The sequence below is a fragment of the Pseudomonas sp. 9.3L genome (assembly GCF_058536285.1).
Genome location: NZ_JBZUBK010000001.1, coordinates 982,599 through 1,006,389, shown reverse-complemented (window position 1 = coordinate 1,006,389; position 23,791 = coordinate 982,599). Strand labels below are relative to the sequence as shown.

The following is a 23,791-nucleotide window of genomic DNA, read 5'->3' as shown; positions in this document are numbered from 1 at the left end:
GAGCAAACCATGCTAACCGCCGAAGCAGCGCGCGTAGCAATCGGCCAGGTAGTCGCCACCCCCACGGCGCCTGATGCCTGGCTACTAGGCGCAGAGGCGCTCGCAATCACAGCCTTAATAGCCGCCGCCTGGGCAATAGCTGCACAGCTCGCCAAGCGACGCCGTACCAGGCAATCGCCGGTCACCTACCGGGCACTGCCTCGCAACTCGGCCAAGCACCCTGCACTTGAAGAAGCGCAGGCACTGTGGCCACACGCACCCGTCGCAGCCTTGGGCAGGCTGTACCAAGGCCTGCTTGAGCGCCTCGCCAGCGATTACAGCGTGGTTGTTGCGCCTAGCGATACCGAGCCCGACGTCCTCCAACGGGTAGCGGCATTACGCCTTGGCGGCTTGGAACAGGTTGCGCGTTCGCTGCTGGGGCATTGGCAACAGGCTCGATATGCGGGCGCCACTCCGAGTGAGGAACAATGGGCTGAACTGTGCCGGGGATGGCAGGGCGTGTTCCCGAATGAGGTGGCCCCATGAAGCGCCGGGTAGCACGCTGGGCCCTGTGCGTCGCACTCTTCATACCCGGCGCGCTCTGGATAGCCTTTACCGAGGTGGGCACGGCTGAGTACCCCTATGCAACGGCTGAGCGCTTTTTGAGGCATCAAGGCCTGGACGTCACGCGCACCCAAGACCTGCGAGCCCTTAGTCGCCACCCTGCGCCCAGCTTAAGCCTGATGCTGCTGGGCGAGCGCCAACGCATGAGCCCTGAACAGGCGCAGGCGTTGCTCGCCTGGGTCTACGCGGGCGGGCGATTATTAGTCACCGTTCAGGGCTTTTGGACGCCTGGCAGTAGCCAGGACCCCTTGCTCGATCCGCTAGGCATCCACGCACTCAATGCTTACGTCAGCGCCGGCGCTGCGCCTATCGCTGCCCGCAGTACCCTGACCGAGCTGTACCTGGAGGTTCAGGATGCGCCTTTGCTGTTGGGCTTTGGCCCTGGTCGGCACCTGGAGGATTCCGATGACCTGGCGCAGTCTTGGGCCAACAGCCCGCAAGGCACCCACATGGTACAAGTGAACATGGGCAATGGCACCTTGACGGTGGTGAGCGACACCAACCTATGGCGCAATGGAGCCATAGGCCAGTTCGATAACGCCTGGTTGTTGTGGTACCTCAACCAGGGCCGGCAGGTGGTCATGCAGTACCGAGCCCCCGATCACGCCCCTCTGCCTGCTTCAGACCATCGTTTACCCATAGGGCTGTACGGCGCGATTGTGCTGCTATTGATGACCTGGCTCATGGCAACACGATGGCCAGCTGTCAACCCTGCCAGAAGGCCAGAGCTGCGGCGGGGTGGCAGCCATTTGCGTGCATCGCACCGCGCCAGCCTACTTAAAGGGCTGCGCGAGGACATCCAGCGCGCCGCGAACCGTCGCCATCCCGGCTTCAGCCAGCGGCCGGTCGCTGAACAATGGAACCTGCTGGCCAGGCATGCCGGTATCCCTACGGTCACGGTGGCGAAGGCACTGCTGCCGCCTGCAGAGCCTCGAATCAATGCCAGCGCCTTCAGGCGGCAGGTGGCGCAGCTGCAGGCGATCAGGAATGCCTTGTGAGCGCCTGTGTTCCCGTGTTCCCGTGTTCCCGTGTTCCCGTGTTCACGACAAAATCAGGTATCTTTGCCTGATCATACTTCCAACGTAGCCGCCATAGAGCATCGTCACGCATGAACGGCCCTGTACTCCCTGCAACCACCGACGACGCCCTGTCCCACTGGGCCACCGAGCTTAATACCGTATTGATCGGCCAAGGGGCGGTGACCGAGGCGCTGTTGATCGCTTTAATCAGTGGCGGGCATGTGTTGCTTGAGGGCCCACCGGGCGTGGGTAAAGGATTGATCACCCGCGCCCTGGCGGCGTCATTCGGTGCAACCTTCACGCCTCTACCCTGCCCGGTCACTGCTGTGGGTAACCGGCTTGGTCATACCGGTGCGCGCTTGCCGACGGGCGAGGTGGTATGGGTCAGCGGCCTGGAGCATGTCTCACCGGGCGGGCAAGCGGCACTGCAGTTCGCGCTGCAGGCGACCGACGAGCACGCGCTAGCGCAGGCTGGCGCCGCACGTGCGCCGTGCCTCTTTATCGCCAGCCGCAACCTGCTCGACCCCATGGGCGCAGTTACGCTTGGGCAGGCACTGCTTGATAGGTTCATGCTTGCAGTCACCGTGCCCTTTCCAGGCCAGGACGATGAAGCCCGCCTGGTCCGGGAGGTAGGCCTTTCTAGCGCCAGAGACATGTTGGACGTGGTGTCCCCCCATACGTTGTTTACGGCGGCGCAGGTGACAGCATTGCAGGCAAAACGCAGTAAGGTCACTGTGGATGAGCAACTCGTGAACTACGCCGTCCGCCTGGTTCGCGCCACTCGCTTTACCCCGCACCTGGGTCAGGGTGCCGGGCCGCGCGCGGCCATCGCCCTGGTGCGCTATGCCCAGGCCAGGGCATTGTTGCAGGGCCGCGCCTACGCCAGCCCTCAAGACATCAAACAGGGCGCCCCCGCGGTGTTGCGTCATCGGGTGAAGGCTGCGGCTGCGCAACGGCTTCAAGGCGTTACCCTGGAAGACACCTTGGCAGAGGTCATCAACCAGGTGACCGCGCCTCGCCCATGAGTCATCGCGGATGATGCGCCCTCGTTTACGCGTGGTCGGGCTGTTTACCCTTGTATTGCTGTTGTCGCTGATCGATGCAGCTTGGTCCGGCCTGGATGGGTCCGGCCTGGATGGGTCCGGCCTAGCGGTGGGCCTCTGCGAGGCTGCGCTAGTGCTCGGCGTGCTGGCCAGCGCCCTTGACCTTTACCTGGCGTGGCGCCTACCCCTTCCCAACGTGCGCCGAAAGGTACCCGAACGGCTCTCGATTGGTCGTGTATACGAGGTAGAGGTCACTGTAGAAAACCCACGGGGCTATCGAATCAGGCTGCGCTACGACGAAGGCGGTGACCGTTCCAGCGCACCCACGGTAGCAGTGGACGCTTTGCCACGAACCCTTGACCTGCCTGCGCATCAGGCCGCGTGCTTTACCTATCGCATGCGCCCCTTGCAACGTGGCGTGTGGGCGCTTGCAGGCTGCAAGCTTCAGGTGAGCGGGCCGCTAGGGCTATGGGAAGTCACCCGCCAGGTGCCCTTGCCTGGGCGAGCGTCTGTAGGCCCAGACCTGGACGCGATCGACCGCATGGCGCGTGAGGCCGCCAGCCTTCGTCGAGCGCACCTGGGGGCCAGGGCGTGCACGATGGAGAACCTGCCCAAGGCTAGCTCGCTGCTGCTGTGGCTGGATACCGGCCCGGCCATGCTAGCCGGGGGTACGGGCAACCGCGCATTCGACCATGCCGCCGATGCGGCCCTGGCCGTGGGTTTCATGGCGGTCGCTGAACAGACCCCGGTGGGCCTGCACTTGAATGCCGGTAGCGGCCCCAGACATTTGATTGCCAGCGCCAATGAACAGCAGCTTGCTGAACTGCACCGTTTGCTAGAGGCCTGCCCTCCAAGCCAACAACCTATGGACACTGCCGCAGAAGTAGCCTGGCTCCTGGCGAACCCTCAGGGGCCGATGTTGATTGTGCTGATCACCCGGCTACCCGCGGACAGCGCAGCGATTGCCGCCTCGCTCAGCGTCTTGGCCCAGATACATCGCTTGATCGTTGTAGACGTTATCGACACAGCCCTGACCCACCTTCCGACCCTCGCCGTGCGCACCGCCGCCCAGGCCCGGGCGTACTGCCGGGCCGTCCACTCGCTTGAGCTGCATGAACAGGCGGCAGTACCGTTGGCGCAACAAGGGATCGAGGTGATAAAGGCGCCAGGTAATGCCGTGGCACAGCGCCTACTGGCGCGTCTTGCCACAGACCATGAGGGCCTACGCCGAGGCGCTGAACGGTAGGAAACTGAAGTAACGGCGTAGCGCGCCTACCAGCTGTTCATACTCCACAGGGACATCCAGCAGCATGAAGCCGGAATCGAAGAACCCTGGCGTTGTGTCTTCCTGGCACCACAAGCAGCTGCCTGTCAGGTCAATAAGCTGAAGCTCACCGTCATGCCCAGGCACCTTGAGCTGTAATTCGAAATCAGGGCCCACCAGCAATGGCACATTGCTAATCAACATTAACCCGGCTTCGGACACGTTGCCCAAGTAACCGATGGGCCGGTCGGTAAATCGGTTGTACACCTTGAGGTAGTACGGCAATTGATGCCGCTCTATGCGACGCTCGATATACATGGCCTGCTCACTGTTTTGTAACGATGAAAATGATGACTGCCGTACGGTTGCGGTATTTATAAGCGGTACGCGGTACCCGGTACGCGGTACGCGGTACCCGACACCAAAATGCTTAGTTGCCTAAGCTTAACGCAAGGCTGGCGCTCTGCCGACCGCTGCTGTACCGCTGGTCACTCAGTTAGGTACCGGTTGAGTCATGGCACTGCCTCTGAGTGGGTACTGGCCCAACTTGGCCAGCGTTTGCAAACGGGCCTGGGCACGGAATGCATATTCAGTGCCAGGGTACTGGTACATGATGAATTGATAGGTCTGAGCCGCATCGGGGAACAGGTTCTGACGCTCCAGGCACTGGCCCCGCAACATCGCGCTTTCGGGCCTGATATAAGGCCGGGCCCGGCTCTTGCGGTCTACCTGTGACAATTCCAACATGACCTTCTTGCAGTCACCGTCGTCATACGCACGGTAGGCACTGTTAAGGTGCTGGTCCATGGACCAGCGGGTACAACCGGCCACCGAGGCCAGCATTGTCAATATGATGAGGGTTCGCATGGAGATCTCCTGTACGCCTTAAGTGTATCGGCCTGCCCACGAAAATCTTCAGCCCTGCGTGAACATGTCTTCGCTCAGGTAGTGCAAACCGTCGATGACTACACCACGATTGAGGAGTAGCCTTCCTTGGCGTGTCAATTAAGGAGCCAGTGCATGACCGTACGCCGTACTAAAATCGTCGCCACCCTTGGCCCAGCCAGTAATTCACCTGAAGTACTGGAACAACTGATCCTCTCTGGGCTCGATGTAGCTCGCCTTAACTTCTCCCACGGCACGCCTGACGAACACAAGGCACGTGCGCGCCTGATACGCGAGATTGCCGCACGTCATGGCCGTCACGTAGCGCTGCTAGGTGACTTGCAAGGCCCGAAGATCCGTATCGCCAAATTTACCAACAAGCGTATCGAGCTCAAGGTAGGCGACCTCTTCACGTTCTCTACCAGCCACCCACTGACCGACGGTAACCAGCAGGTCGTAGGCATTGACTACCCCGACTTGGTCAAGGATTGCGGTGTGGGCGACGAGCTGTTGCTGGACGACGGCCGTGTGGTAATGCGCGTGGAGCGTGCTGATGCCGACGCCCTGCATTGCGTGGTATTGATCGGCGGCCCCTTGTCGGACCACAAGGGCATCAACCGTCGTGGGGGCGGGCTTACTGCACCTGCGTTGACCGAAAAAGACAAAGCCGACATCAAGCTGGCCGCTGAAATGGAGCTGGACTACCTGGCCGTGTCGTTCCCTCGGGACGCCAAGGACATGGAGTACGCACGGGAGCTGCGCGATGCCGCAGGCGGTACTGCCTGGCTGGTGGCCAAGATCGAGCGTGCCGAAGCGGTGGCTGACGACGAAAGCCTCGACGGCCTGATCCGTGCCAGCGACGCAGTGATGGTGGCACGTGGGGACCTTGGCGTGGAAATCGGCGATGCGGAACTCGTCGCTATCCAGAAGAAGATCATCCAGCATGCCCGGCGCAACAATAAGGCGGTGATCGTGGCGACCCAGATGATGGAGTCCATGATCCAGAACCCCATGCCGACCCGCGCTGAAGTGTCAGACGTGGCGAACGCCGTGCTCGACTACACCGATGCGGTAATGCTCTCGGCGGAAAGCGCCGCAGGTGCCTACCCCATCGAGGCGGTGCAGGCCATGGCGCGCATTTGCCTGGGGGCTGAAAAGCACCCTACCAGCAAAAAATCGAGCCACCGGCTGTACACCCAGTTCACCCGTTGCGACGAGAGCATTGCGCTGGCGGCCATGTACACCGCTAACCACTTCCCGGGCGTCAAGGCGATCATTGCCCTGACCGAGAGTGGTTACACACCGCTGATCATGTCCCGTATCCGCTCTTCCGTGCCGATCTACGCCTTCTCGTCGCACCGGGAAACCCAGGCGCGCGCGGCTCTGATTCGAGGCGTGTACACCGTGCCCTTCGACCCTTCCGACTATGAAGTAGGCAAGGTGAGCCAGGCAGCGGTAGATGAGTTGATCAAGCGCGGCCTGGTTGAAACCGGTGACTGGGTCATCCTCACCAAGGGTGACAGCTACCACACCATCGGCGGAACCAACGGGATGAAAATCCTCCACGTGGGCGACCAACTGGTATAACGCCCAAGGGCGGGGGGTTTGCATGCCCTCGCCCTTCAGTTTGTGAAGCCTTCTTGCTACTGTGGTGTGTTTTAAGACTACTCCTATAGGAAGGCTTCCATGACCGCCGTTGCGCTTGCCGACATTTTTAAACAGCACGAAAGCGCCATTCTTCACCAATGGGTCGACGTCCAGCGCACAGCGGGCGTAAGGCTGGATCTGACCAATGACGCTGCCATGGTCGAGAATTCCCAGGACTTGTTGAAGGCGTTTCTTCGAGCACTGGCAGAGAGCGGCGATGACGTGGCTCACTCCGGCTGGAACCCCGTCAAGTCTTTTCTTGAACGCTTGAGTCAGGCCCAGAGCCGCCAAGGCTTTACTCCTAGCGAAACCGCTACCTTCATCCTGTCGCTCAAAGGGCCCTTGTTTAACCTGCTGCAACAGCAGGGTGCCTTTGCCAGCCAGCAATTGCTAAGGGTCAGTCAGTTGGTGGACAAACTAGGCCTGTACAGCATGGAACGCTTCGTCTCCAGCCGTGAGCAGGTGATCCGGGAGCAACAGGAGAGCATGTTGGAGTTGTCCACGCCGGTGGTCCAATTATGGAAAGGCGTGTTGGCAGTCCCTTTGATTGGCTCACTCGACAGCAACCGCACCCAGGTGGTGATGGAAGCACTGTTGCAGAAGATCGTCGAGACCGAATCGGACATCGCGATCATCGACATCACCGGGGTACCCACGGTAGACACCATGGTCGCACAGCACCTGCTCAAGACCATTACTGCCGCCAAGTTGATGGGGGCTCGCTGCATCATCAGCGGTATTCGCCCGCAAATTGCAGCCACTATCGTTCACCTGGGCGTGGAGCTTGGGGACGTGGTGACCAAGGCCTCGCTGGCAGATGCCTTCCAACTCGCACTCAAAGAGCTGAACGTTCGTCTCGTTAGCGCCAATCCACGCTGAGGTACGCTTGATGGTGGACAGAATTCCGATTCTCAAGATGGGTCGCTACCTGTTGCTAAGCATTCAGGTGGACATGCATGACCAATTGGCCATGGACCTTCAGGAAGACCTTACCGAGCAGATTGTGCGGCATAGTGCCAAAGGGGTGTTGATCGACATTTCCTCACTTGAAATCGTCGATTCCTTCATTGGCCGCATGATGTCCCATATTGCCAATGTGTCTCGAATACTCGATGCCAAGGTCATTGTGGTTGGCATGCAACCGGCTGTGGCCATAACCCTGGTTGAACTCGGGTTGTCGTTGTCAGGGATCGCCACCGCGCTGAATGTCGAGAAAGGCATGCGCTGGCTGGAACAAAACGTGAACGATGATTTGGTCGCAGAGGTCGAGAGTGACGAACATAGAGACACTCCCGCTGAAACAGGAAACTGACATCGTCATCATCCGCCAACGGGTGCGCAAGGCTGCGGAAGAAGCACGTCTTGGGTTGGTGTCTCAGACCAAGATCGTCACCGCCGCGAGTGAAATTGCCCGTAATGCGCTGATTTACGGTGGTGGTGGCGAATGCCAATTGGAGCGCACCCTGCGCGAAGGGCGGGCGGCCGTTCGCCTGGTAGTGGCCGACCAGGGTCAAGGCATCGCTGACCTGGACCAGGCCATGGTCGATGGCTATACCTCCGGCAGCGGCCTGGGCCTAGGGTTGAGCGGCGCGCGGCGCTTGGTCGACCACTTCAGTATTCAGAGCACACCCGGCTCAGGGACGACGGTGGAATTGTGGAAATGGAAGTAGACAGCCAGGCCTGCAGCCTGGTGCTGCCTGTGAACGACCTTGCGCATGTCGATGCGGCGCGGCGTGCCGTCGTGCGCCAGGCCAGCCGATTGACGAGTAATGAACAGCAGTTGGGCAAGCTCACTATCGTGGTGCAGGAGTTAGGCCGCAACCTGGTGCTACATGCCGGTGAAGGCTACTTGATCTATCGCCAGAGCGAGCGACATCTGAGCCTGCTGGCGGTGGATGACGGCCCTGGCATGGCCAACCTCAGCCAATGCCTGGCAGATCATTATTCTTCCATTGGCACCATGGGTGTAGGGCTGGGCTCGGTGCGGCGCATGGCCGATACGTTCGATGTGTATTCACAACCTGACCACGGCACCGTGGTGTTCGCCCAGTTCAACCTGCCCGCCCCTGAACCTCAACCGGAGCCTGACTTGCACTACGGCGCGGTATGCGTGCCTTATCCGGGCGAAGTGGTATCGGGCGATGCCTGGGCGGTCAAAGGGCATCGCGTACTGATCTGCGATGGCCTTGGTCATGGTCATGCTGCCGGCGAAGCCAGCCGACGTGCACGTGAAGTGTTTCTGGAACACGACACGCAGGTGCCGCTGGAACAAGTGATGGAGCGGCTTCACCGCGCATTGCTTGCCACCCGCGGAGGGGCAGTGGGCATTGCCGAAGTCAGTCCCCACACCCGCCAGGTGATGTATTGCGGCATGGGCAACATTGCAGGGCTGTTGCTGGGTGAAAAGAATAGGAGCATGGTGTCCAGCAATGGCACCGTAGGTTACAAAATGGGCCGAACCCAGACCTTTTCTTACCCTTGGGAGCCCGGAACCGTGCTTGTCATGACCAGCGATGGAATCAAGACGCGTCTTGAGACTGATCAGTATGCGGGGCTGCGGATACGCCACCCGGAAATCATCGCTGCGTTGCTGCATCGGGATTTTCGCCGCACCAACGATGACGTGACTGTGGTGGTAGCACGAATTGACTGACCTCCAGCGCCTCACCAGCCTGCGCATTCAGGCTGAAACCGACGTTGTCGCGTGCCGCCAGTGCGCCAAGCACATTGCCGGCTGGCTAAAGCTGCCTTCGCTGGACCAGATTCGGCTGGCCACGGCGGTGTCCGAGCTTGCCCGTAACGTTTACCAGTACGCAGGCAGCGGTGTGTTTCATTTCTATCTGGCGCGCACGGCCGAGGGTAAGGTCAGTGCCATTATGTTCGACGCAATCGACCAGGGCCCTGGCATCCCCCATCTGGACCACATACTCGACGGCAGCTATGTCTCTCCTACTGGCATGGGTGTAGGCCTAGGGGGCGCGCAGCGGCTTTTGGACCATTGGGCTATCGACACTGGCGCACAGGGAACACGCATTCAGGCCGGCAAGCGGGTGTACCCCGAACGCCCCTTCCCGGAGGCCGGTCAATTGGCCGCCTTGCAGCGTGCTTTATCCAGTGCAGGGCTGGCCGACCCGTTCATAGCGCTGCAAGAGCAAGGCTCGGAGCTACTGCTAACCACCTCTGAACTCACCAATAAGCAGCGTGAGCTGGAAGCCACCAACCTTGAATTGGAAACCACCAACAAGGGCGTGGTGGCGCTGTACTCGGAACTGGAAAAGACCGCTCAGGAACTCGCCTTCGCCAGTGAATCCAAGAGCCGCTTCTTTTCCAACATGACTCACGAGTTCCGCACCCCTATCAATATCATCGAAAACATTTCGAAGCTGCTGCTCAATGGGTCCGATGGGGAACTCAACCCTGAACAGCTCAAGCAGATGGGCTTTATCAGCTCCGCTGCGGCAGAGTTGGCCGAAATGGTCAATGAGCTACTGGACCTGGCCGAAGCCGAGTCCGGCCGCATGGAGGTCGTGGCGTCAGCATTTTCGCTGGACACCTTCGTCGAGCAACTCCGGCAATTCATGGCCGCGCTGGCATTGCGTTACCCGCGCCTGACGTGGGATGTCATTGCACTCGAACACCCGGTGATGCTGGAAACCGACCGTAACCGCCTGTTCCAGATCATGCGCAACCTCATCAGCAATGCCTTCAAGTACACCCCGGAAGGCTCAGTGACGGTGCGAGTGTTCCAGCCCAACGATAAGAACATCGAGCTTGTGGTAGAAGACACCGGGGTTGGTATTTCACAAGACAACTTAGGCCGCATTTTCGAAGAGTTCGCCAGGGTACGTATGCCAGGGTTGACTCAGGTACAAGGCAACGGCCTGGGGTTGCCCCTGGCCCAGCGCCTGGCGGTACTGCTGCGCGGAGACATCCGTGTGACCAGCGTGCCTGAACAGGGCAGCCGGTTCACGGTAGACATCGCCCGGCAGTTACACAAGGGCGAGGAAGAAGACTTGCATAGCCTCACCCTTGACGGCCTAACGGTACTTATCATCGACGACAACGAAGGTGACCGTTACCTACTGCGCCACTTACTGGAGCCCTACACGCCTGTGATCATCGAAGCCTCCACGGCTGCCGATAGCATCGATAAACTGCACGCCGTGCGTCCCGATGTCATTTTCCTCGACCTGGAACTGCCGGATATCTATGGAGGGGATTTGCTCGAAAGCATGGATTGGGCCATGCATGCCCGCGTACTGATCAATACCGCCAAGCCACTCGTAGAGGCAGAACACCTGGCCTTGGCTGGCCAGTCTGCGGGCGTCTTGCTCAAAGGCCAGCCTGGCTATTCAGAGTCGGTGCTGCGGCACTTGCTGAGACTTAGCGCGGGGTTTCGTCATGCGCACTAGACGGATTCTGATCATCGACGACATGCACGCCAATCGGTATGTGCTGCGTAAGATCCTGGCTAGTGAACCCCGCTACGAGGTGCTTGAGGCAGGCAACGGGGCCGATGGCCTGGCGCTTCTGGACACCAGCGTGGACCTGGTCATCCTGGACATCAACCTGCCCGACATGAGCGGGTTCGAACTGATCAGGGAAGCTGAGCGCAAGCTGGGCAGCGACCACGTACCTGCCATCATCAATATTTCTGCCACCTTCATCAGTGGTGCAGATAAGGCCATGGGGCTGAACAAGGGCGCCCGTGCGTATCTGACCCACCCGATCGACGCCGAAGAAATGCTGGCGACGATTGCCAGCCTGGTGAAATCAGACAACCGTCTGGAGCGTGTAGAGCGCCACCGTCAAGTGGCCGTTGCCCGAAGTGAGAGCCTGCAAGCCGAGAAAATCATGCTTGAGCGTTTCATGCGCTCGTTCAGTCACGACCTGCGCTCGCCCCTTGCCGCAGCGACCATGGTCACCGGCTTGATGAAGAAAAACCCTGCACGGCGCACCGAAGAGTTGCTTCAGATACTTGAAGATAACCTTAAGCGCATCGACCGGATGATCGGCAATGTATTGGACATCTCTCACGTTGCCATGGGGGGCGGTATAAAACTTGCGCCCGAATCCATGCCCGTAGGCCCGCTATTCGAAAACGCATTGGAAAACCTGCGCCTGCATGTACCTCAGGCGATCGAGGCTCAACTCGCCATTACCGACCTGGTGGTTCACTGGGACCGCAACGCGTTTCTACGCATCCTTGATAATTTGGTAATCAATGCCAGTAAACATGGCGATGCCGATCACCCTATCAAGGTGAACCAGTGGCAGGAGAGCGGTCAGGTTCATTTCAGCGTGGCCAATAAAGGCAGCTTCCCTGAAGAGGTGCTTACCAACTTGGCTACCCCTTACTTCATCTCCACGCGAAGCGAGACCAAGGGGTGGGGGCTAGGGCTGCCTATCGTCAAGGCCCTGTGCGAAAGCTGTGGCGCTCACGTGGCGTTCGATAACCGCGAAGGCCACGCCTATGTGCATGTGCACATGCACATAACACTTCAAGCCACCACCAGCCGAGATTGACCCGCATAACCTTCTACCAGCGCTATCGTAGCGCTGGTAGCCTGCCCTTCTTAGTCAAAGACCATCGCGGGCGATATCCATGGCGAAGTAGGTCAGGATCATGTCTGCGCCAGCGCGTTTGATGGCGCCCAGGCTTTCACGCATCACACGGGCCTCGTCGATGGCTCCTGCGGCGCCACCGAACTTGATCATCGCGTATTCGCCACTTACTTGATAAGCCGCCAATGGCAGCCGGGAAGCCTCGCGAATATCCCGAATGATGTCCAGGTAGGCACCGGCTGGTTTGACCATCAGGGCGTCTGCGCCTTCCTGCTCATCCAGCAGTGATTCGCGCACCGCCTCGCGGCGGTTCATAGGGTTCATCTGGTACGCCTTGCGGTCCCCCTTGAGCGCAGTGCCACCGGCCTCCCGGAACGGCCCGTATAGCGAGGAGGCAAACTTGGTGGAGTAGGCCATGATCGAGGTGTCGGTGAAGCCTGCAGCATCTAACGCACTGCGGATGGCTTGTACCTGACCGTCCATGGCAGCGGAAGGCGCGATGAAGTCTGCTCCGGCACGGGCCGCCACGACCGCCTGCTTGCCCAGGTTGATCAGCGTAGCGTCGTTATCGACATTGTGGCCGTGAACGACCCCGCAGTGTCCATGGGAGGTGTACTCACAAAAGCAGGTGTCAGACATTACGATCATTTCCGGCACGGTGTCCTTGCAGATTCGAGCCATGCGCGCGACGAGGCCCTCTTCGTTCCAGGTATCACTGCCCGTGTCATCCAGATGGTGCGAGACACCGAAGGTCATCACTGAGCGAATGCCGGCCCGTGCGTAACGCTCGATTTCGCTCGCCAGGCGCGACTCGGGGATACGGTTGACCCCTGGCATACTGGTGATGGGCACGAAGTCATCGATGCCTTCCTCCACAAAAATCGGTAGCACCAAATCCTTGAGTTGAAACTCCGTCTCCTGGAATACCGAACGCAGGGCGTCCGAGCGTCGTAAACGACGCGGGCGGCTAACGGGGAACACATTGCTCATGTCTTTACCTTTTAAGATCAACTAATACGCTGGTAACCACCAAGTACGCCCTTTTTGGACAATACCCACTGCCAGAGCTGAATGTCACGTGCCCTGAACGCACCCGCGCAGGACAGCAAATAGTACCGCCACATACGGAAGAATCGCTCCCCCATGCGCTCGGCGAATTGCGGCCAGGCCGCTTCAAAGTTTCGGCACCAGGCGACGAGGGTTTTGTCGTAGTCGGCGCCAAAGTTATGCATGTCTTCAGCAATGAACAAACCGTCGATCGCATCTCCCACCTGCCCGATGGAGGGCAAATCTCCATTGGGGAAAATGTATTTATCGACCCAGCGATCGGTGGTGCTGTTGCGGCGATTCTTGCCAATGGTATGTAGCAGAAACAACCCATCGTCCTTCAAGCACCGGTGAGCAGCTTCCATGTACACCCGGTGGTTCTTGCGACCTACGTGCTCAAACATGCCTACGCTGACAATATGGTCGAACTGCTCGTCCACCTCGCGGTAATCCTGCAGCCGGAACTCCAACGGGAGGTGCGGGTAACGGGCTTTTGCCCACTCGCACTGCTCGCGGGAAATCGTCACGCCTACACACTGCACGCCGTAATGCTCAGTGGCATAGGACATGAAGCTGCCCCACCCGCATCCGATGTCCAACACCCGCTGACCAGGTTTCAAATCCAACTTGCGGCATATCAGGTCGAGTTTAGCGTTCTGCGCCTCTTCCAGCGTTGTGGCTTCTTTCCAGTACCCGCAGGTATAGGTCATGCGAGGGTCAAGCATGGCCTCGTAAAAATCATTGCCCAAGTCGTAGTGCTGTTCCCCCACCTGCCAGGCACGGTCTTTATTCTGTAGGTTCAATAGCTTGGCCTTGACGGCATGCAGTAATAACCCCGCGGGACTGACCATGTCCGCCACACCTGCTCGCAGGAGCCGCGCAAAAAATTCGTCCAGGTGCTCTGCTTCCCAGTCCCCGTCCATATAGGCTTCGCCAAGGCCAAGGTTGCCTTCAGCCAACGCCCGTTCCGGTACACCGGGTTTATTCAGCGTCAAGTCCCAAGGCTGTACGCCATGCATGCCAATACCTGCTCGGGTTAACAATTGCTGGGCAAACTGTAAAGAGCTGGACGCATGATCATGAGACACAGAGGAAGCGGGTGAACCTGAAAGCTTGGTTTGCATAGCTATCACCTGTCCGAACGTTTTATCTAATGGATAGATTCCTGATGGGAAGTACATGGCAGTGTAGTGACTATCATTTGATAGCAAGACAATAGGGTGGTTCGGCTGCAAGGCGGCTCGGCGTGCAGAACAGGACAGGGGGTTATTTACTAAGCAAGGTGGAGGGTAAGCCGCTGCTTGTTTTGCAAACAGCGGCTTTAGCAGAAAAGTGCCTTACCCAGCAGGCAATAATGGCCCGCGTCTTATACCTTGGGCGGCTTGGGAAGCAGGCCGTCATTACGGAACATTTGGCGTATGCCACGTACCGCCTGGCGGATTCGGTCTTGGTTTTCAATCAAGGCAAACCGTACGTGGTCGTCACCGTAATCTCCAAAGCCTATACCTGGCGAGACGCACACCTTTGCTTCGGCCAGCAGTTTTTTGGCGAACTCCAGTGAGCCCATGGCGGCATACGGCTCAGGTATCTTGGCCCATACATACATCGATGCCTTAGGGTTTTCTACCATCCAACCGGTTTCGTGCAAGCCTTTGACCAAGGTGTTGCGGCGCTGACGATACTGGTCGGCGATGTCCTTCACGCAGGTCTGATCGCCTTCCAAGGCTGCGATAGCGGCCACTTGAAGCGGGGTGAAGGTCCCATAGTCGTGATAGCTCTTGATGCGCGCCAGCGCCGCTACCAGTTCCGGGTTGCCGACCATGAAGCCTATGCGCCAGCCGGCCATGTTGTAGCTCTTAGACAGCGTGAAAAACTCGACGGCAATGTCCTTTGCACCAGACACCTGCATGATGGAAGGGGCTTTCCAGCCGTCATACACAATGTCGGCGTACGCCAGGTCGTGTACAACCAACACGTCATACCGCTTGGCCAGCTCTACCACACGCTCGAAAAAGTCCAGCTCCACACACTGCGCCGTGGGGTTGGACGGGAACCCCAGAATCATCATCTTTGGCTTGGGAATGGACTCGCGAATGGCCCGTTCCAGCTCATTGAAGAAGTCCACACCCGGTACCAGCGGTACAGAGCGTACCTGGGCCCCGGCAATGACCGCACCGTAAATGTGGATGGGATAACTGGGATTGGGTACCAATACCGTGTCGCCCTGATCAAGCGTGGCCAGCATCAGGTGAGCCAGGCCTTCCTTGGAGCCAATGGTCACAATGGCTTCATGCTCTGGGTCGATGTCGACGCTGTAACGGTCCGCGTACCACCGGGAAATAGCCCGGCGCAAACGAGGAATACCCCTGGAGGTGGAATAACCATGGGTATCGTCGCGCTGAGCAACACTGATCAGTTTCTCGACGATATGAGGCGGGGTTGCGCCATCAGGGTTGCCCATGCTCAGATCGATGATGTCCTCACCGCGGCGACGCGCAGCCATCTTCAAGTCGGCAGTAATGTTGAATACATAGGGGGGAAGGCGGTCAATGCGCGCAAACCGGCGCGGCGAACGGAGTTCGGCCATGGTGTCCTCAGCGTACGTAAGCGCCCGGAACCGTCCGAGCGACGTGAGCCAGATCGCTGGCTCGCAGCGACAATAAGGGCAGTAACCTTGCAAAGTCCAGAAAATATTCAGGCAAAAAAAACCGGGCCTGTGTGAGGGCCCGGTTTTCGTTACCACCTTGTTTAAGGCAAGGCAGACGTTAGCAATACACCTGCTGATACTTTGAAGTCCACCGACATCATCACGCTCAACGCAGTGATCGTGAAGATCGAGAACACAAAGAGCTTGCGTGCCCATACGCGGTCGTCAGTAGCCTTGTAGCCCGTCCACGCCATGTACAACCAATACATGCCCATGGCTGCTGCAACCGCCATGTAGCTCAGCCCTGCATAACCGCACAGTGTGAGCATCAGGGTAGCTACGACAAAAGCCAGGATGTAGTAGAGGATATGGCGTTTGGCCACGAGAATCCCCCGCTCCACCGGCAGTACCGGAATGGAAGCAGCGCGATAGTCATTGAAGCGGAAAATCGCGATGGCATAGGAATGTGGCATTTGCCACAGGCTGAACATGACCAGCAGGGTCAACGCGGCGATGTCGAACTGACTTGTCACCGCCACGTACCCAATCACGGGCGGCATGGCCCCCGATAGGCTGCCTACCAACGTGCCATGAACCGACCGGCGCTTCAACCAAAGGCTATAAAGCCCTACGTAAATGGCGAAGCCGATAAAGCCACACAGCGCCGCCAGCGGGTTGGCCTGGGTATACAGCAAGCCCAGCCCAAGCACGCCCAGTACCGTGGCGTAGATCAAGGCGACCTTGATCGAAACCAAGCCTTGAACGATGGCCCGGTTCCGGGTGCGCTCCATCTTCACGTCAATGTCGCGGTCGATGCAATTGTTGAATGCACACCCGGACGCCACTACCAGTGAGGTACCGATCACCGTGGCAAGGAACACGCCGAGATCGACATGCCCTTGCGCGGCAAGAAAGAAGCCGCCTGCCACAGAAAGCACGTTACCGAAAATGATCCCCGGTTTGGTGATTTGGATAAAGTGCTTAACGGACATGCAAGCTACCTCACTTAGCTAGCATGAAGTGATGAACGCTGAACATGATCCACAACGACAGGCCCACCAGGAACGCGATGATCACTGCCGAGAAAATAAAGGCGATCACGTTCCAACGCTGCTCTGACGACCGATCCAGGTGCAGGAAGTAAATCAGGTGGACGATCACCTGAATCACTGCGAATGCCAGGACGATGGCCAGGATGGTGTCCTTGCCCATAGAGGGGAACATCACCAGGCCGAACGGAATCACTGTCAGGATGACCGACAGGATGAAGCCGGTCATGTATGACTTGGTACTGCCGTGGCTTGCACCACCAGCGGAATGGTTATCAGCCATTACAAGGTCCCCATCAGGTAGACAACGGTGAACACACAGATCCAGACGACGTCCAGGAAGTGCCAGAACAGGCTCAGGCAGCTCATCCGGGTCTGGTTGGTGGTGGTCAGGCCGCTCTTGCTGATCTGAGCCATCATCACTGCCATCCACAGCAGGCCACTGGACACGTGTAGCCCGTGGGTACCTACCAAGGTGAAGAACGCTGACAGGAACCCGCTGCGCTGAGGCCCGTAGCCTTCTTCAATCAGCTTGTGGAACTCATTGAGTTCCATGCCGATGAAGCCGAGGCCAAACAGGAAGGTAATGAACAACCACATCATTACCTTGCTCTTGTCACCCTTGTGCATCGCAAGCATGGCGAAGCCGAAGGTAATGGAGCTGAACAGCAGCAGGAAGGTTTCGACCAGGACGTAATCCAGCTCGAAAATCTCGTGCCCCGAAGGCCCCCCTGCGAAGTTGCCGGACAACACCCCGTACGCGGCGAAAATCGACGCGAACAGGATGCAGTCTGTCATCAGGTAGATCCAGAAGCCGAAGACAGTCATGCCCCCGGCATCGTGGTGATCGTCGTGCCCATGCTCATGGCTATGGGCGACTTCACCGTGCAAAACGGTATTAGTCATGGTTAAACCTTCTCCAACGTGGAGTTCACACGAGTACCGCTGTTAATACCTGCATTGGCATTGGCCAGGGCGCGCTGACGCTCGCCTTCGATACGGGCAACTTCGGCTGCGGGAACGTAGTAGTCGATATCGTCGTCGTAGCTGCGAATGATCAAGGTAACGATCATGCCCACGAACCCTACTGCGGCCGCCCACCAGATGTGCCAGATCATGGCAAAGCCAAAGATCAGGCTGAACGCTGCGATGACGAAGCCCATGCCGGTGTTGCGAGGCATATGGATCTGCTTGTAGTCAGCGGCATTTGCAGTCGCTTCACCGCGCTCTTTCATGCCCCAGTATGCGTCCAAGTCAGACACCACTGGCAGTTCGGCAAAGTTGTAGAACGGTGGTGGCGACGAGGTGGACCACTCCAGTGTACGGCCATCCCATGGGTCGCCGGTTACGTCCACATTCTTGTGACGGTCACGGATCGACACATAGAGTTGCAGCAACTGGAAGCCAATACCGGCGGCTACGAACAGTACACCTACCATGGCTACGTAGAACCAAGGCGTCCATTCCGGGTTATCGGTATGGTTCAGGCGACGGGTCATGCCCATGAAGCCCAGGATGTAGAGCGGCATGAAGGCGAAGTAGAAGCCGACCAGCCAGCACCAGAACGAGTATTTACCCAAACGCTCGTTCAACTTGAAGCCGAAGGCTTTCGGGAACCAGAAGGTGAACCCTGCCAGGTAGCCGAAGACTGCACCGCCAATGATCACGTTGTGGAAGTGAGCGATCAGGAACAGGCTGTTGTGCAACACGAAGTCTGCACCCGGTACGGCCAGCAGCACGCCGGTCATACCACCGATACTGAAGGTCACGATAAAGCCCACGGTCCATAGCATCGGCGTCTTGAACTCGATCCGGCCACGGTACATGGTGAACAGCCAGGTGAAGATCTTCACACCCGTCGGCACGGCGATAATCATCGTCATGATGCCGAAGAAGGCGTTGACGTTGGCACCGGCGCCCATGGTGAAGAAGTGGTGCAGCCATACGATGAACGACAGTACGGTAATCGCGATCGTGGCCCATACCAGTGATACGTAGCCGAACAACCGCTTCTTGGAGAAGGTAGAGGTGACTTCCGAGAACACGCCGAATGCCGGCAGGATCAGGATGTATACCTCAGGGTGGCCCCACGCCCAGAACAGGTTGACGTACATCATCGGGTTGCCACCAAGCTCGTTGGTGAAGAAATGCATACCCAGATAACGGTCAAGCGACAGCAGCAGCAGTGTTGCGGTAAGGATCGGGAACGATGCAGCGATCAGGATTGCAGTGCAGAGGCAGTTCCAGGTGAACACCGGCATTTTCATCAGGGTCATGCCAGGGGCACGCATCTTCAGAATGGTAACGATGAAGTTCACACCGGTAAGCAATGTCCCCAGGCCGGAGATCTGCAAGGCCCAGATATAGTAGTCGACCCCCACGCCCGGACTGTATTGCAGCCCTGACAGCGGTGGATAAGCTACCCAACCGGTTTTTGCGAATTCGCCAACACCCAGAGAGATGTTTACCAACAACGCGCCTACCACGAAGAACCAGAAACTCACCGAGTTCAGGAACGGGAAGGCAACGTCACGGGCGCCAATCTGCAGCGGCACGACGATGTTCATCAGGCCGATCATGAATGGCATGGCCATGAAGATGATCATGATCGTACCGTGAGCGGTAAAGATCTGGTCATAGTGTTCAGGCGGAAGGTAGCCGGTGGAGCCTCCAACAGCCATGGCCTGCTGCGTACGCATCATGATGGCGTCGGCGAAGCCACGGATCAGCATGATGATGGCAACCGCGATGTACATCACGCCGATTTTTTTGTGGTCGACAGAGGTGAACCACTCTTTCCAGAGATAGCCCCACTTCTTGTAGTAGGTGATCGCCGCGAACACACCAGCCCCAAGCACGGCAACGACGGCAAGTGTCACCATCACTATCGGCTCGTGGAAGGGTACCGCTTCCAGAGTTAATTTACCGAACATCTTTTACTCCTCTGCCCCAGCAGCTGAATTCTCACTTACTTCCTTACCTTCCTTGCCAAGCACACCCTTCTCATGCATTCCAGGTTTGCCGCTGTTCATGCCTTCATACTTATCGATGATGGTGTGGAACAGATTAGGCGTAGCCGAGGAATACAGTGCGACAGGGTTCTTCTCACTTGGCTTGACCAGTGCTGCATATTCGGCCGAATCAAGCTTTTTCGGTGAATTGCGGACTTCGTTAACCCAGCTGTTGAAGCCTTCCTGACTCGTGGCTTGCGCCTGGAAGGTCATGCCGGTAAAGCCTGCGCCGCTGTAGTTGGAAGAGATACCCTGGTAGTCGCCATCTTGGTTGGCGATCAAATGAAGCTTGGTCTGCATACCCGCCATGGCGTAGATCTGGCCGCCCAGCGCTGGAATGAAGAAGGAGTTCATCACGGCGTCCGAAGTGATCTCGAATGCTATCGGCGTATGCGAGGGGAAGACGATCTTGTTGACCGTTGCGATCCCTTGGTCCGGGTAGATGAACAGCCATTTCCAGTCGAGGGCCACAACCTGAATGCGCACGGGCTTAACGTCGGAGTCCAGCGGGCGGTAAGGGTCCAGGTGGTGGGTAGAGACGTACGTCACATAGCCCAGAACGGCGATGATGATGAGTGGAACACCCCACACCACGGCTTCGATCTTGGTGGAGTGAGCCCATTCAGGCGCGTAGGTGGCGTTGCGATTCGACGCGCGATATCTCCAGGCGAACCACAAGGCCATGACGATCACTGGAATAACGACAGTGAGCATCAAGCCAAAGGCCAGGAGAATCAGGTTTCTCTCATCGATGCCTACCTGCCCCTTTGGATTGAGCAGGGTCCAGTCGCACCCACTGAGAAAAAGCATGCCGAAAAAGGGCAATATGCCTAACAGTCTGGGGTAACGCTTTTTACTCATCTCACGACCTCTAAAGCTTGCTTCAATGCAATGTGTGTTGTGATCGCCAACACTTTGTGCCGCCAAGCGTTAGCATTTTTTCCAAGTTCGACCACGGCTACCTGACGACCAGACACTGGTGTAGGCAACCTGTGTTCGCGGAGCGCTTAAATTGCTTTGACTTGTCGATTATAGGCAAGTCGCCCGATCATGCTGCATTCCGTTGAAGCGGATACCGTGTGGATAGACAACCGGACACTGCAAGCGCCTCGCGCTGATTGGAAAAAAAGGCTTATGCCTTGATTTCCAAGGGCCTGGAGAGGTGGGCAAACGGAAATTGCCGCGATTGTAGTGAGCTAGCCCCACGATGAATATGACTTATATAGCAACAGTACATTGCAAATTATGCAACAATCCAGACCTATTACAACCCCTTGCGACATGATGTCGCACCGCAGCCGAAACGGCTGAAAGCTGTGCAATGTATGGCTTTCAGGCGTTTGCACAACTTAAGGCAGAAGTGGCTAGGCCGCTTTCAGGGCAATGCCCGGCACGATTCATGACTGGCGCCGGTTACGCCAGATACCCAAAGGCACAAGAACCAGCGTAAGCGCGAAGGCGACTAGCGCCCACTGCGCCAGTGACAGGCCGAGGATGGGCGGATAGGCGGTAGTGCAAAAGCCCTGAACCTCAAAGACGGATGGAAGAATCTTTGCAAAGGGCAATCCATCCACAATGGGCTGTAGGGTATCCACGCCGCAATTAGACAAAGGATGCGCCAATACCCAGGCATGCTTACCCGCCGCCGCCAGTCCGCCCATGGCGCTGACCACCACCAATACTTCACAAACGGTAAGGCCGCGCCGCCCAGCCATCGCGGCCCCTGCGAACGCAAATACCGCGATGGACAGGAACGCGTAGCGCTGAAGAATACACAACGGGCACGGTGCTTCGCCGAGCACTACTTGCAAATACAAGGCACCGCCCAGCAGTGCGATGCAAATAAAACCAAGCAGCACGAGAAAGCGCCGTTCGCGGGTTAGTGGGTGTTGAGTTTGGGTCATGGAGAGTCCTGGCCGGTTCGCTGCGCGGCATAAGGGTAGCACCGTTCATCAGCCGCTATGTAAGGCTGTAGAGATTAAAGAGAGGTTAACCGAAATGGATAAAGCTCGCTTTGGCTGATCGCCCATTGCTTGAGCTGGAGCGCCTACAAAGATGCTGCCTGCGAGAGACAGGCCTGGCTGGAAGCGTAAAGGGTTCAAGGCCTGCCCTCCCCTGCCGATAACAGTGTGTACGTCTCGGCGGTTGCGCCGTCATTGCTTTAGAAGGTAGCCATGTCCGACCCACGCGCTGAATCACTTTCGCTTCTATTATTTACCTTGCGCAGCGGCAAGTTGATGGCAATCAATCTTCTCAAGGTAAGCGAGATCATTCCCTGCCCAACCTTGACTCGATTGCCAGATTCGCATCCACACGTGCGGGGCGTCACCACCTTGCGGGGCGCCTCGCTTTCAGTGATAGACCTGAGCCGCGCCATAGGCGAACGCCCTCTGGACGACCCCTCCAGCGGATGCCTCATCGTTACGGATGTCAGCCGCTCACGGCAGGGGCTGCACGTGCAGGCGGTAAGCAAAATCATCCACTGCCTTTCTACAGATATCCGCCCGCCACCTCATGGTTCCGGAGCACGTTCGTTTATTACCGGCGTCACTCAGGTGGAAGGGACGCTGGTGCAAGTACTGGATATCGAAAAAGTCATCCATGGCATTACCCCGGCCAGGCCTCAGACCAGCAACGACGACCTTACGCCAGAACAGCTGCGCCTGTTGAGCGGTGCCAAGATCCTGGTCGTGGACGACAGCCAGGTTGCATTGCAGCAGTCGGTGCTGGCATTACGCAGCCTGGGCCTTGAGTGCCGGACGGCACGTAGTGCCAAGGAGGCGATGGCCTGTCTGCTCGAACTTCAGGGTACGCCAGGGGAAATCAATATCGTGGTATCGGACATTGAGATGCCAGAGATGGACGGTTATGCGCTAACCCGCACCTTGCGGGACGCGGGGGACTTCAACCACTTGTATGTTTTGCTTCATACGTCCCTGGACAGCGCGATGAATGGCAGCCGGGCAGCCGATGCCGGTGCGGATGCAGTGCTGACGAAGTTCTCGTCACCTGAGCTGACCGAGTGTTTGATACGTGCAGCGGATATCGTGGCCAAGGGCAAGCGCGCGCATCCGCGCAGTTGAGCCTCAAAGCCGTACGAACAATGTGCACAATTGCGCTAGCCAGCCCTCGGCGCCCTGAGCACCTTGCGGGGACAACACCTGGGCCGCACCAGCAAAACCAAGGACAAGCAGCCCGGCGGTGAAAGGGTAGGCAGTGGGCATACAGACGCTCTTACTGAGTATTTGCGTCTTAGTGTGTCTTTGCCTATCGTGCCTTTCTATAAGCCGTATCTGGAGATTCTGTAGGAAACGGCACCTGAGGCGGACGGATTAATCTGCTGCCAGGTTATTAACCTATTCACCTACCTGCTCTAAACGCCCACTCAAAACGCCAGCCTGTAGCTGGCGCGAGTGGGATGCTTGTCTTAGCTGGCGCGGGCGATATTACGCAGCGCCTTGATCTGGTCATGAGTACGCTGCACACCATGGAACTGGCGCTCAACGATCGCATACACGTGAGCCGGCAGTGGTTCGGCCAAAGCCTCTTTATAGGCCTTGATGGCCACGTCTTCGCCGCGCTCAGCTTCGTTAAGCACTGCTTCTTCGCTCTTGCCGGTAACCAACGACTTGAGATCTACCCAACGACGGTGCAGGTCGCCGCTCAGGCTGGTGGAATCTTCAGGACTGCCGCCCAGGTTAGTGACTTCAGTCTGCAGCTCGCCTGCAGCAGTACCGCACTCTTGCGCATGCTTGAGAAATAGCGCTTTAAGCTCCGGATTCTTGACGTCCTCTGCACAGGCTTTGAACCCTTCCTGGCCGTCTTTGCACGTTTCGATCAGGTGGTTCAGCACCTTTACAACATCTTCACCGGACTTCGTCATGTTCACTTCTCCATTAGGTAGACTATGGAAAACGTTTTGCAGATGACGTGCCAACCCTTAAACATTTTAAAAGCCATTAAATATCAATGGTTTAAGATGAATTAAATTTAAGCGAACCGTTCCGAATG

24 protein-coding genes are annotated in these 23,791 nt (G+C 57.9%); 12 read left to right on the top strand and 12 right to left on the bottom strand.

The features are described 5' to 3' along the window. The first annotated feature begins 9 nt into the window (after positions 1-9). From AC4LE2_RS04570 to AC4LE2_RS04555, 4 genes are all read left to right on the top strand, one after another. Complete coding sequence (locus AC4LE2_RS04570; RefSeq protein ID WP_491824389.1) at positions 10-525, top strand: DUF4129 domain-containing protein; 516 nt, start codon at positions 10-12, stop codon at positions 523-525. Then, positions 522-1,601, top strand: coding sequence for a DUF4350 domain-containing protein (locus AC4LE2_RS04565; protein ID WP_491824387.1), 1,080 nt, complete (start codon positions 522-524; stop codon positions 1,599-1,601). The genes AC4LE2_RS04570 and AC4LE2_RS04565 overlap by 4 nt, the downstream gene beginning before the upstream one ends. A gap of 110 nt (positions 1,602-1,711) precedes the next feature. After that, positions 1,712-2,647 carry an AAA family ATPase gene (locus AC4LE2_RS04560; RefSeq protein ID WP_491824385.1) on the top strand — a complete coding sequence of 312 codons (936 nt, stop codon included), beginning with the start codon at positions 1,712-1,714 and terminating at the stop codon, positions 2,645-2,647. 10 nt (positions 2,648-2,657) lie between these two features. Continuing rightward, positions 2,658-3,911, top strand: coding sequence for a DUF58 domain-containing protein (locus AC4LE2_RS04555; RefSeq protein ID WP_491824384.1), 1,254 nt, complete (start codon positions 2,658-2,660; stop codon positions 3,909-3,911). On the opposite strand, the gene AC4LE2_RS04550 is transcribed toward AC4LE2_RS04555, so the two are convergent. Beyond that, complete coding sequence (locus tag AC4LE2_RS04550) at positions 3,888-4,247, bottom strand: PilZ domain-containing protein (RefSeq protein WP_491824382.1); 360 nt, start codon at positions 4,245-4,247, stop codon at positions 3,888-3,890. The genes AC4LE2_RS04555 and AC4LE2_RS04550 overlap by 24 nt on opposite strands. Before the next feature lie 174 nt (positions 4,248-4,421). Then, positions 4,422-4,796 (bottom strand): tetratricopeptide repeat protein, encoded by a 375-nt coding sequence (locus AC4LE2_RS04545; protein WP_491824380.1) that lies wholly within the window; start codon positions 4,794-4,796, stop codon positions 4,422-4,424. 153 nt (positions 4,797-4,949) lie between these two features. On the opposite strand from AC4LE2_RS04545, the gene pyk reads away from it, so the two are divergent. The 7 genes from pyk (at position 4,950) to AC4LE2_RS04510 (ending at position 11,987) form a co-directional block, all read left to right on the top strand. Then, entirely contained in the window at positions 4,950-6,401 is a 1,452-nt protein-coding gene (pyk, locus tag AC4LE2_RS04540; RefSeq protein ID WP_491824379.1) for a pyruvate kinase, read from the top strand. A gap of 99 nt (positions 6,402-6,500) precedes the next feature. Next, positions 6,501-7,340, top strand: coding sequence for an STAS domain-containing protein (locus AC4LE2_RS04535; RefSeq protein ID WP_491824377.1), 840 nt, complete (start codon positions 6,501-6,503; stop codon positions 7,338-7,340). Between the two features lie 10 nt (positions 7,341-7,350). Continuing rightward, positions 7,351-7,773, top strand: coding sequence for an STAS domain-containing protein (locus AC4LE2_RS04530; protein WP_491824375.1), 423 nt, complete (start codon positions 7,351-7,353; stop codon positions 7,771-7,773). Beyond that, entirely contained in the window at positions 7,733-8,131 is a 399-nt protein-coding gene (locus AC4LE2_RS04525) for an ATP-binding protein (protein ID WP_491824373.1), read from the top strand. Before AC4LE2_RS04530 ends, AC4LE2_RS04525 begins: the two co-directional genes overlap by 41 nt. Beyond that, positions 8,122-9,114 (top strand): SpoIIE family protein phosphatase, encoded by a 993-nt coding sequence (locus AC4LE2_RS04520; RefSeq protein WP_491824371.1) that lies wholly within the window; start codon positions 8,122-8,124, stop codon positions 9,112-9,114. The genes AC4LE2_RS04525 and AC4LE2_RS04520 overlap by 10 nt, the downstream gene beginning before the upstream one ends. Then, positions 9,107-10,873, top strand: coding sequence for an ATP-binding protein (locus tag AC4LE2_RS04515; protein ID WP_491824369.1), 1,767 nt, complete (start codon positions 9,107-9,109; stop codon positions 10,871-10,873). Before AC4LE2_RS04520 ends, AC4LE2_RS04515 begins: the two co-directional genes overlap by 8 nt. After that, entirely contained in the window at positions 10,863-11,987 is a 1,125-nt protein-coding gene (locus AC4LE2_RS04510) for a hybrid sensor histidine kinase/response regulator (RefSeq protein ID WP_491824367.1), read from the top strand. Before AC4LE2_RS04515 ends, AC4LE2_RS04510 begins: the two co-directional genes overlap by 11 nt. Positions 11,988-12,041: 54 nt before the next feature. Here the strand turns inward: AC4LE2_RS04510 and hemB are convergent, their stop codons facing one another. From hemB to AC4LE2_RS04465, 9 genes are all read right to left on the bottom strand, one after another. Next, positions 12,042-13,016 carry a porphobilinogen synthase gene (gene hemB / locus AC4LE2_RS04505; protein WP_491824365.1) on the bottom strand — a complete coding sequence of 325 codons (975 nt, stop codon included), beginning with the start codon at positions 13,014-13,016 and terminating at the stop codon, positions 12,042-12,044. 17 nt (positions 13,017-13,033) lie between these two features. Next, positions 13,034-14,197 (bottom strand): cyclopropane fatty acyl phospholipid synthase, encoded by a 1,164-nt coding sequence (gene cfa, locus AC4LE2_RS04500; protein ID WP_491824364.1) that lies wholly within the window; start codon positions 14,195-14,197, stop codon positions 13,034-13,036. Positions 14,198-14,439: 242 nt separating this feature from the next. Further along, a complete protein-coding gene (gene alaC / locus AC4LE2_RS04495) occupies positions 14,440-15,660 on the bottom strand; it encodes an alanine transaminase (protein WP_491824362.1) in 1,221 nt (406 codons plus the stop codon). A gap of 161 nt (positions 15,661-15,821) precedes the next feature. Continuing rightward, positions 15,822-16,712, bottom strand: a complete 891-nt coding sequence (gene cyoE, locus AC4LE2_RS04490) for a heme o synthase (protein ID WP_491824360.1) — start codon at positions 16,710-16,712, stop codon at positions 15,822-15,824. Between the two features lie 10 nt (positions 16,713-16,722). Further along, positions 16,723-17,052, bottom strand: coding sequence for a cytochrome o ubiquinol oxidase subunit IV (gene cyoD, locus AC4LE2_RS04485; RefSeq protein WP_491824359.1), 330 nt, complete (start codon positions 17,050-17,052; stop codon positions 16,723-16,725). Beyond that, positions 17,052-17,675 carry a cytochrome o ubiquinol oxidase subunit III gene (locus tag AC4LE2_RS04480; RefSeq protein WP_491824357.1) on the bottom strand — a complete coding sequence of 208 codons (624 nt, stop codon included), beginning with the start codon at positions 17,673-17,675 and terminating at the stop codon, positions 17,052-17,054. The genes cyoD and AC4LE2_RS04480 overlap by 1 nt, the downstream gene beginning before the upstream one ends. A 2-nt stretch (positions 17,676-17,677) precedes the next feature. Then, the gene (cyoB, locus tag AC4LE2_RS04475; protein ID WP_491824356.1) at positions 17,678-19,702 is read right to left on the bottom strand and encodes a cytochrome o ubiquinol oxidase subunit I; all 2,025 of its coding nucleotides are present in this window, start codon (positions 19,700-19,702) and stop codon (positions 17,678-17,680) included. 3 nt (positions 19,703-19,705) lie between these two features. After that, positions 19,706-20,641 (bottom strand): ubiquinol oxidase subunit II, encoded by a 936-nt coding sequence (gene cyoA, locus AC4LE2_RS04470; protein ID WP_491824354.1) that lies wholly within the window; start codon positions 20,639-20,641, stop codon positions 19,706-19,708. 536 nt (positions 20,642-21,177) lie between these two features. Next, positions 21,178-21,684, bottom strand: coding sequence for a disulfide bond formation protein B (locus tag AC4LE2_RS04465; protein WP_491824353.1), 507 nt, complete (start codon positions 21,682-21,684; stop codon positions 21,178-21,180). A gap of 270 nt (positions 21,685-21,954) precedes the next feature. On the opposite strand from AC4LE2_RS04465, the gene AC4LE2_RS04460 reads away from it, so the two are divergent. Further along, on the top strand, positions 21,955-22,863 hold the full coding sequence (locus tag AC4LE2_RS04460) for a chemotaxis protein CheV (protein ID WP_491824352.1): 909 nt from the start codon (positions 21,955-21,957) through the stop codon (positions 22,861-22,863). 344 nt (positions 22,864-23,207) lie between these two features. On the opposite strand, the gene AC4LE2_RS04455 is transcribed toward AC4LE2_RS04460, so the two are convergent. Further along, complete coding sequence (locus AC4LE2_RS04455) at positions 23,208-23,663, bottom strand: ferritin-like domain-containing protein (RefSeq protein WP_491824351.1); 456 nt, start codon at positions 23,661-23,663, stop codon at positions 23,208-23,210. Positions 23,664-23,791: the final 128 nt, after the last annotated feature.

What these genes read in the sequence shown, in the direction of transcription:
- cyoE (WP_491824360.1), bottom strand. Translation starts at nt 16,712, where the DNA reads ATGTCCGTTAAGCACTTTATCCAAATCACCAAACCGGGGATCATTTTC.
- AC4LE2_RS04535 (WP_491824377.1), top strand. Translation starts at nt 6,501, where the DNA reads ATGACCGCCGTTGCGCTTGCCGACATTTTTAAACAGCACGAAAGCGCC.
- cyoD (WP_491824359.1), bottom strand. Translation starts at nt 17,052, where the DNA reads ATGGCTGATAACCATTCCGCTGGTGGTGCAAGCCACGGCAGTACCAAG.
- AC4LE2_RS04465 (WP_491824353.1), bottom strand. Translation starts at nt 21,684, where the DNA reads ATGACCCAAACTCAACACCCACTAACCCGCGAACGGCGCTTTCTCGTG.
- AC4LE2_RS04545 (WP_491824380.1), bottom strand. Translation starts at nt 4,796, where the DNA reads ATGCGAACCCTCATCATATTGACAATGCTGGCCTCGGTGGCCGGTTGT.
- hemB (WP_491824365.1), bottom strand. Translation starts at nt 13,016, where the DNA reads ATGAGCAATGTGTTCCCCGTTAGCCGCCCGCGTCGTTTACGACGCTCG.
- AC4LE2_RS04520 (WP_491824371.1), top strand. Translation starts at nt 8,122, where the DNA reads ATGGAAGTAGACAGCCAGGCCTGCAGCCTGGTGCTGCCTGTGAACGAC.
- AC4LE2_RS04550 (WP_491824382.1), bottom strand. Translation starts at nt 4,247, where the DNA reads ATGTATATCGAGCGTCGCATAGAGCGGCATCAATTGCCGTACTACCTC.
- AC4LE2_RS04480 (WP_491824357.1), bottom strand. Translation starts at nt 17,675, where the DNA reads ATGACTAATACCGTTTTGCACGGTGAAGTCGCCCATAGCCATGAGCAT.
- AC4LE2_RS04510 (WP_491824367.1), top strand. Translation starts at nt 10,863, where the DNA reads ATGCGCACTAGACGGATTCTGATCATCGACGACATGCACGCCAATCGG.
- AC4LE2_RS04530 (WP_491824375.1), top strand. Translation starts at nt 7,351, where the DNA reads ATGGTGGACAGAATTCCGATTCTCAAGATGGGTCGCTACCTGTTGCTA.
- AC4LE2_RS04560 (WP_491824385.1), top strand. Translation starts at nt 1,712, where the DNA reads ATGAACGGCCCTGTACTCCCTGCAACCACCGACGACGCCCTGTCCCAC.
- AC4LE2_RS04555 (WP_491824384.1), top strand. Translation starts at nt 2,658, where the DNA reads ATGATGCGCCCTCGTTTACGCGTGGTCGGGCTGTTTACCCTTGTATTG.
- AC4LE2_RS04570 (WP_491824389.1), top strand. Translation starts at nt 10, where the DNA reads ATGCTAACCGCCGAAGCAGCGCGCGTAGCAATCGGCCAGGTAGTCGCC.
- cyoA (WP_491824354.1), bottom strand. Translation starts at nt 20,641, where the DNA reads ATGAGTAAAAAGCGTTACCCCAGACTGTTAGGCATATTGCCCTTTTTC.
- cfa (WP_491824364.1), bottom strand. Translation starts at nt 14,197, where the DNA reads ATGCAAACCAAGCTTTCAGGTTCACCCGCTTCCTCTGTGTCTCATGAT.
- pyk (WP_491824379.1), top strand. Translation starts at nt 4,950, where the DNA reads ATGACCGTACGCCGTACTAAAATCGTCGCCACCCTTGGCCCAGCCAGT.
- AC4LE2_RS04565 (WP_491824387.1), top strand. Translation starts at nt 522, where the DNA reads ATGAAGCGCCGGGTAGCACGCTGGGCCCTGTGCGTCGCACTCTTCATA.
- AC4LE2_RS04455 (WP_491824351.1), bottom strand. Translation starts at nt 23,663, where the DNA reads ATGACGAAGTCCGGTGAAGATGTTGTAAAGGTGCTGAACCACCTGATC.
- cyoB (WP_491824356.1), bottom strand. Translation starts at nt 19,702, where the DNA reads ATGTTCGGTAAATTAACTCTGGAAGCGGTACCCTTCCACGAGCCGATA.
- AC4LE2_RS04460 (WP_491824352.1), top strand. Translation starts at nt 21,955, where the DNA reads ATGTCCGACCCACGCGCTGAATCACTTTCGCTTCTATTATTTACCTTG.
- alaC (WP_491824362.1), bottom strand. Translation starts at nt 15,660, where the DNA reads ATGGCCGAACTCCGTTCGCCGCGCCGGTTTGCGCGCATTGACCGCCTT.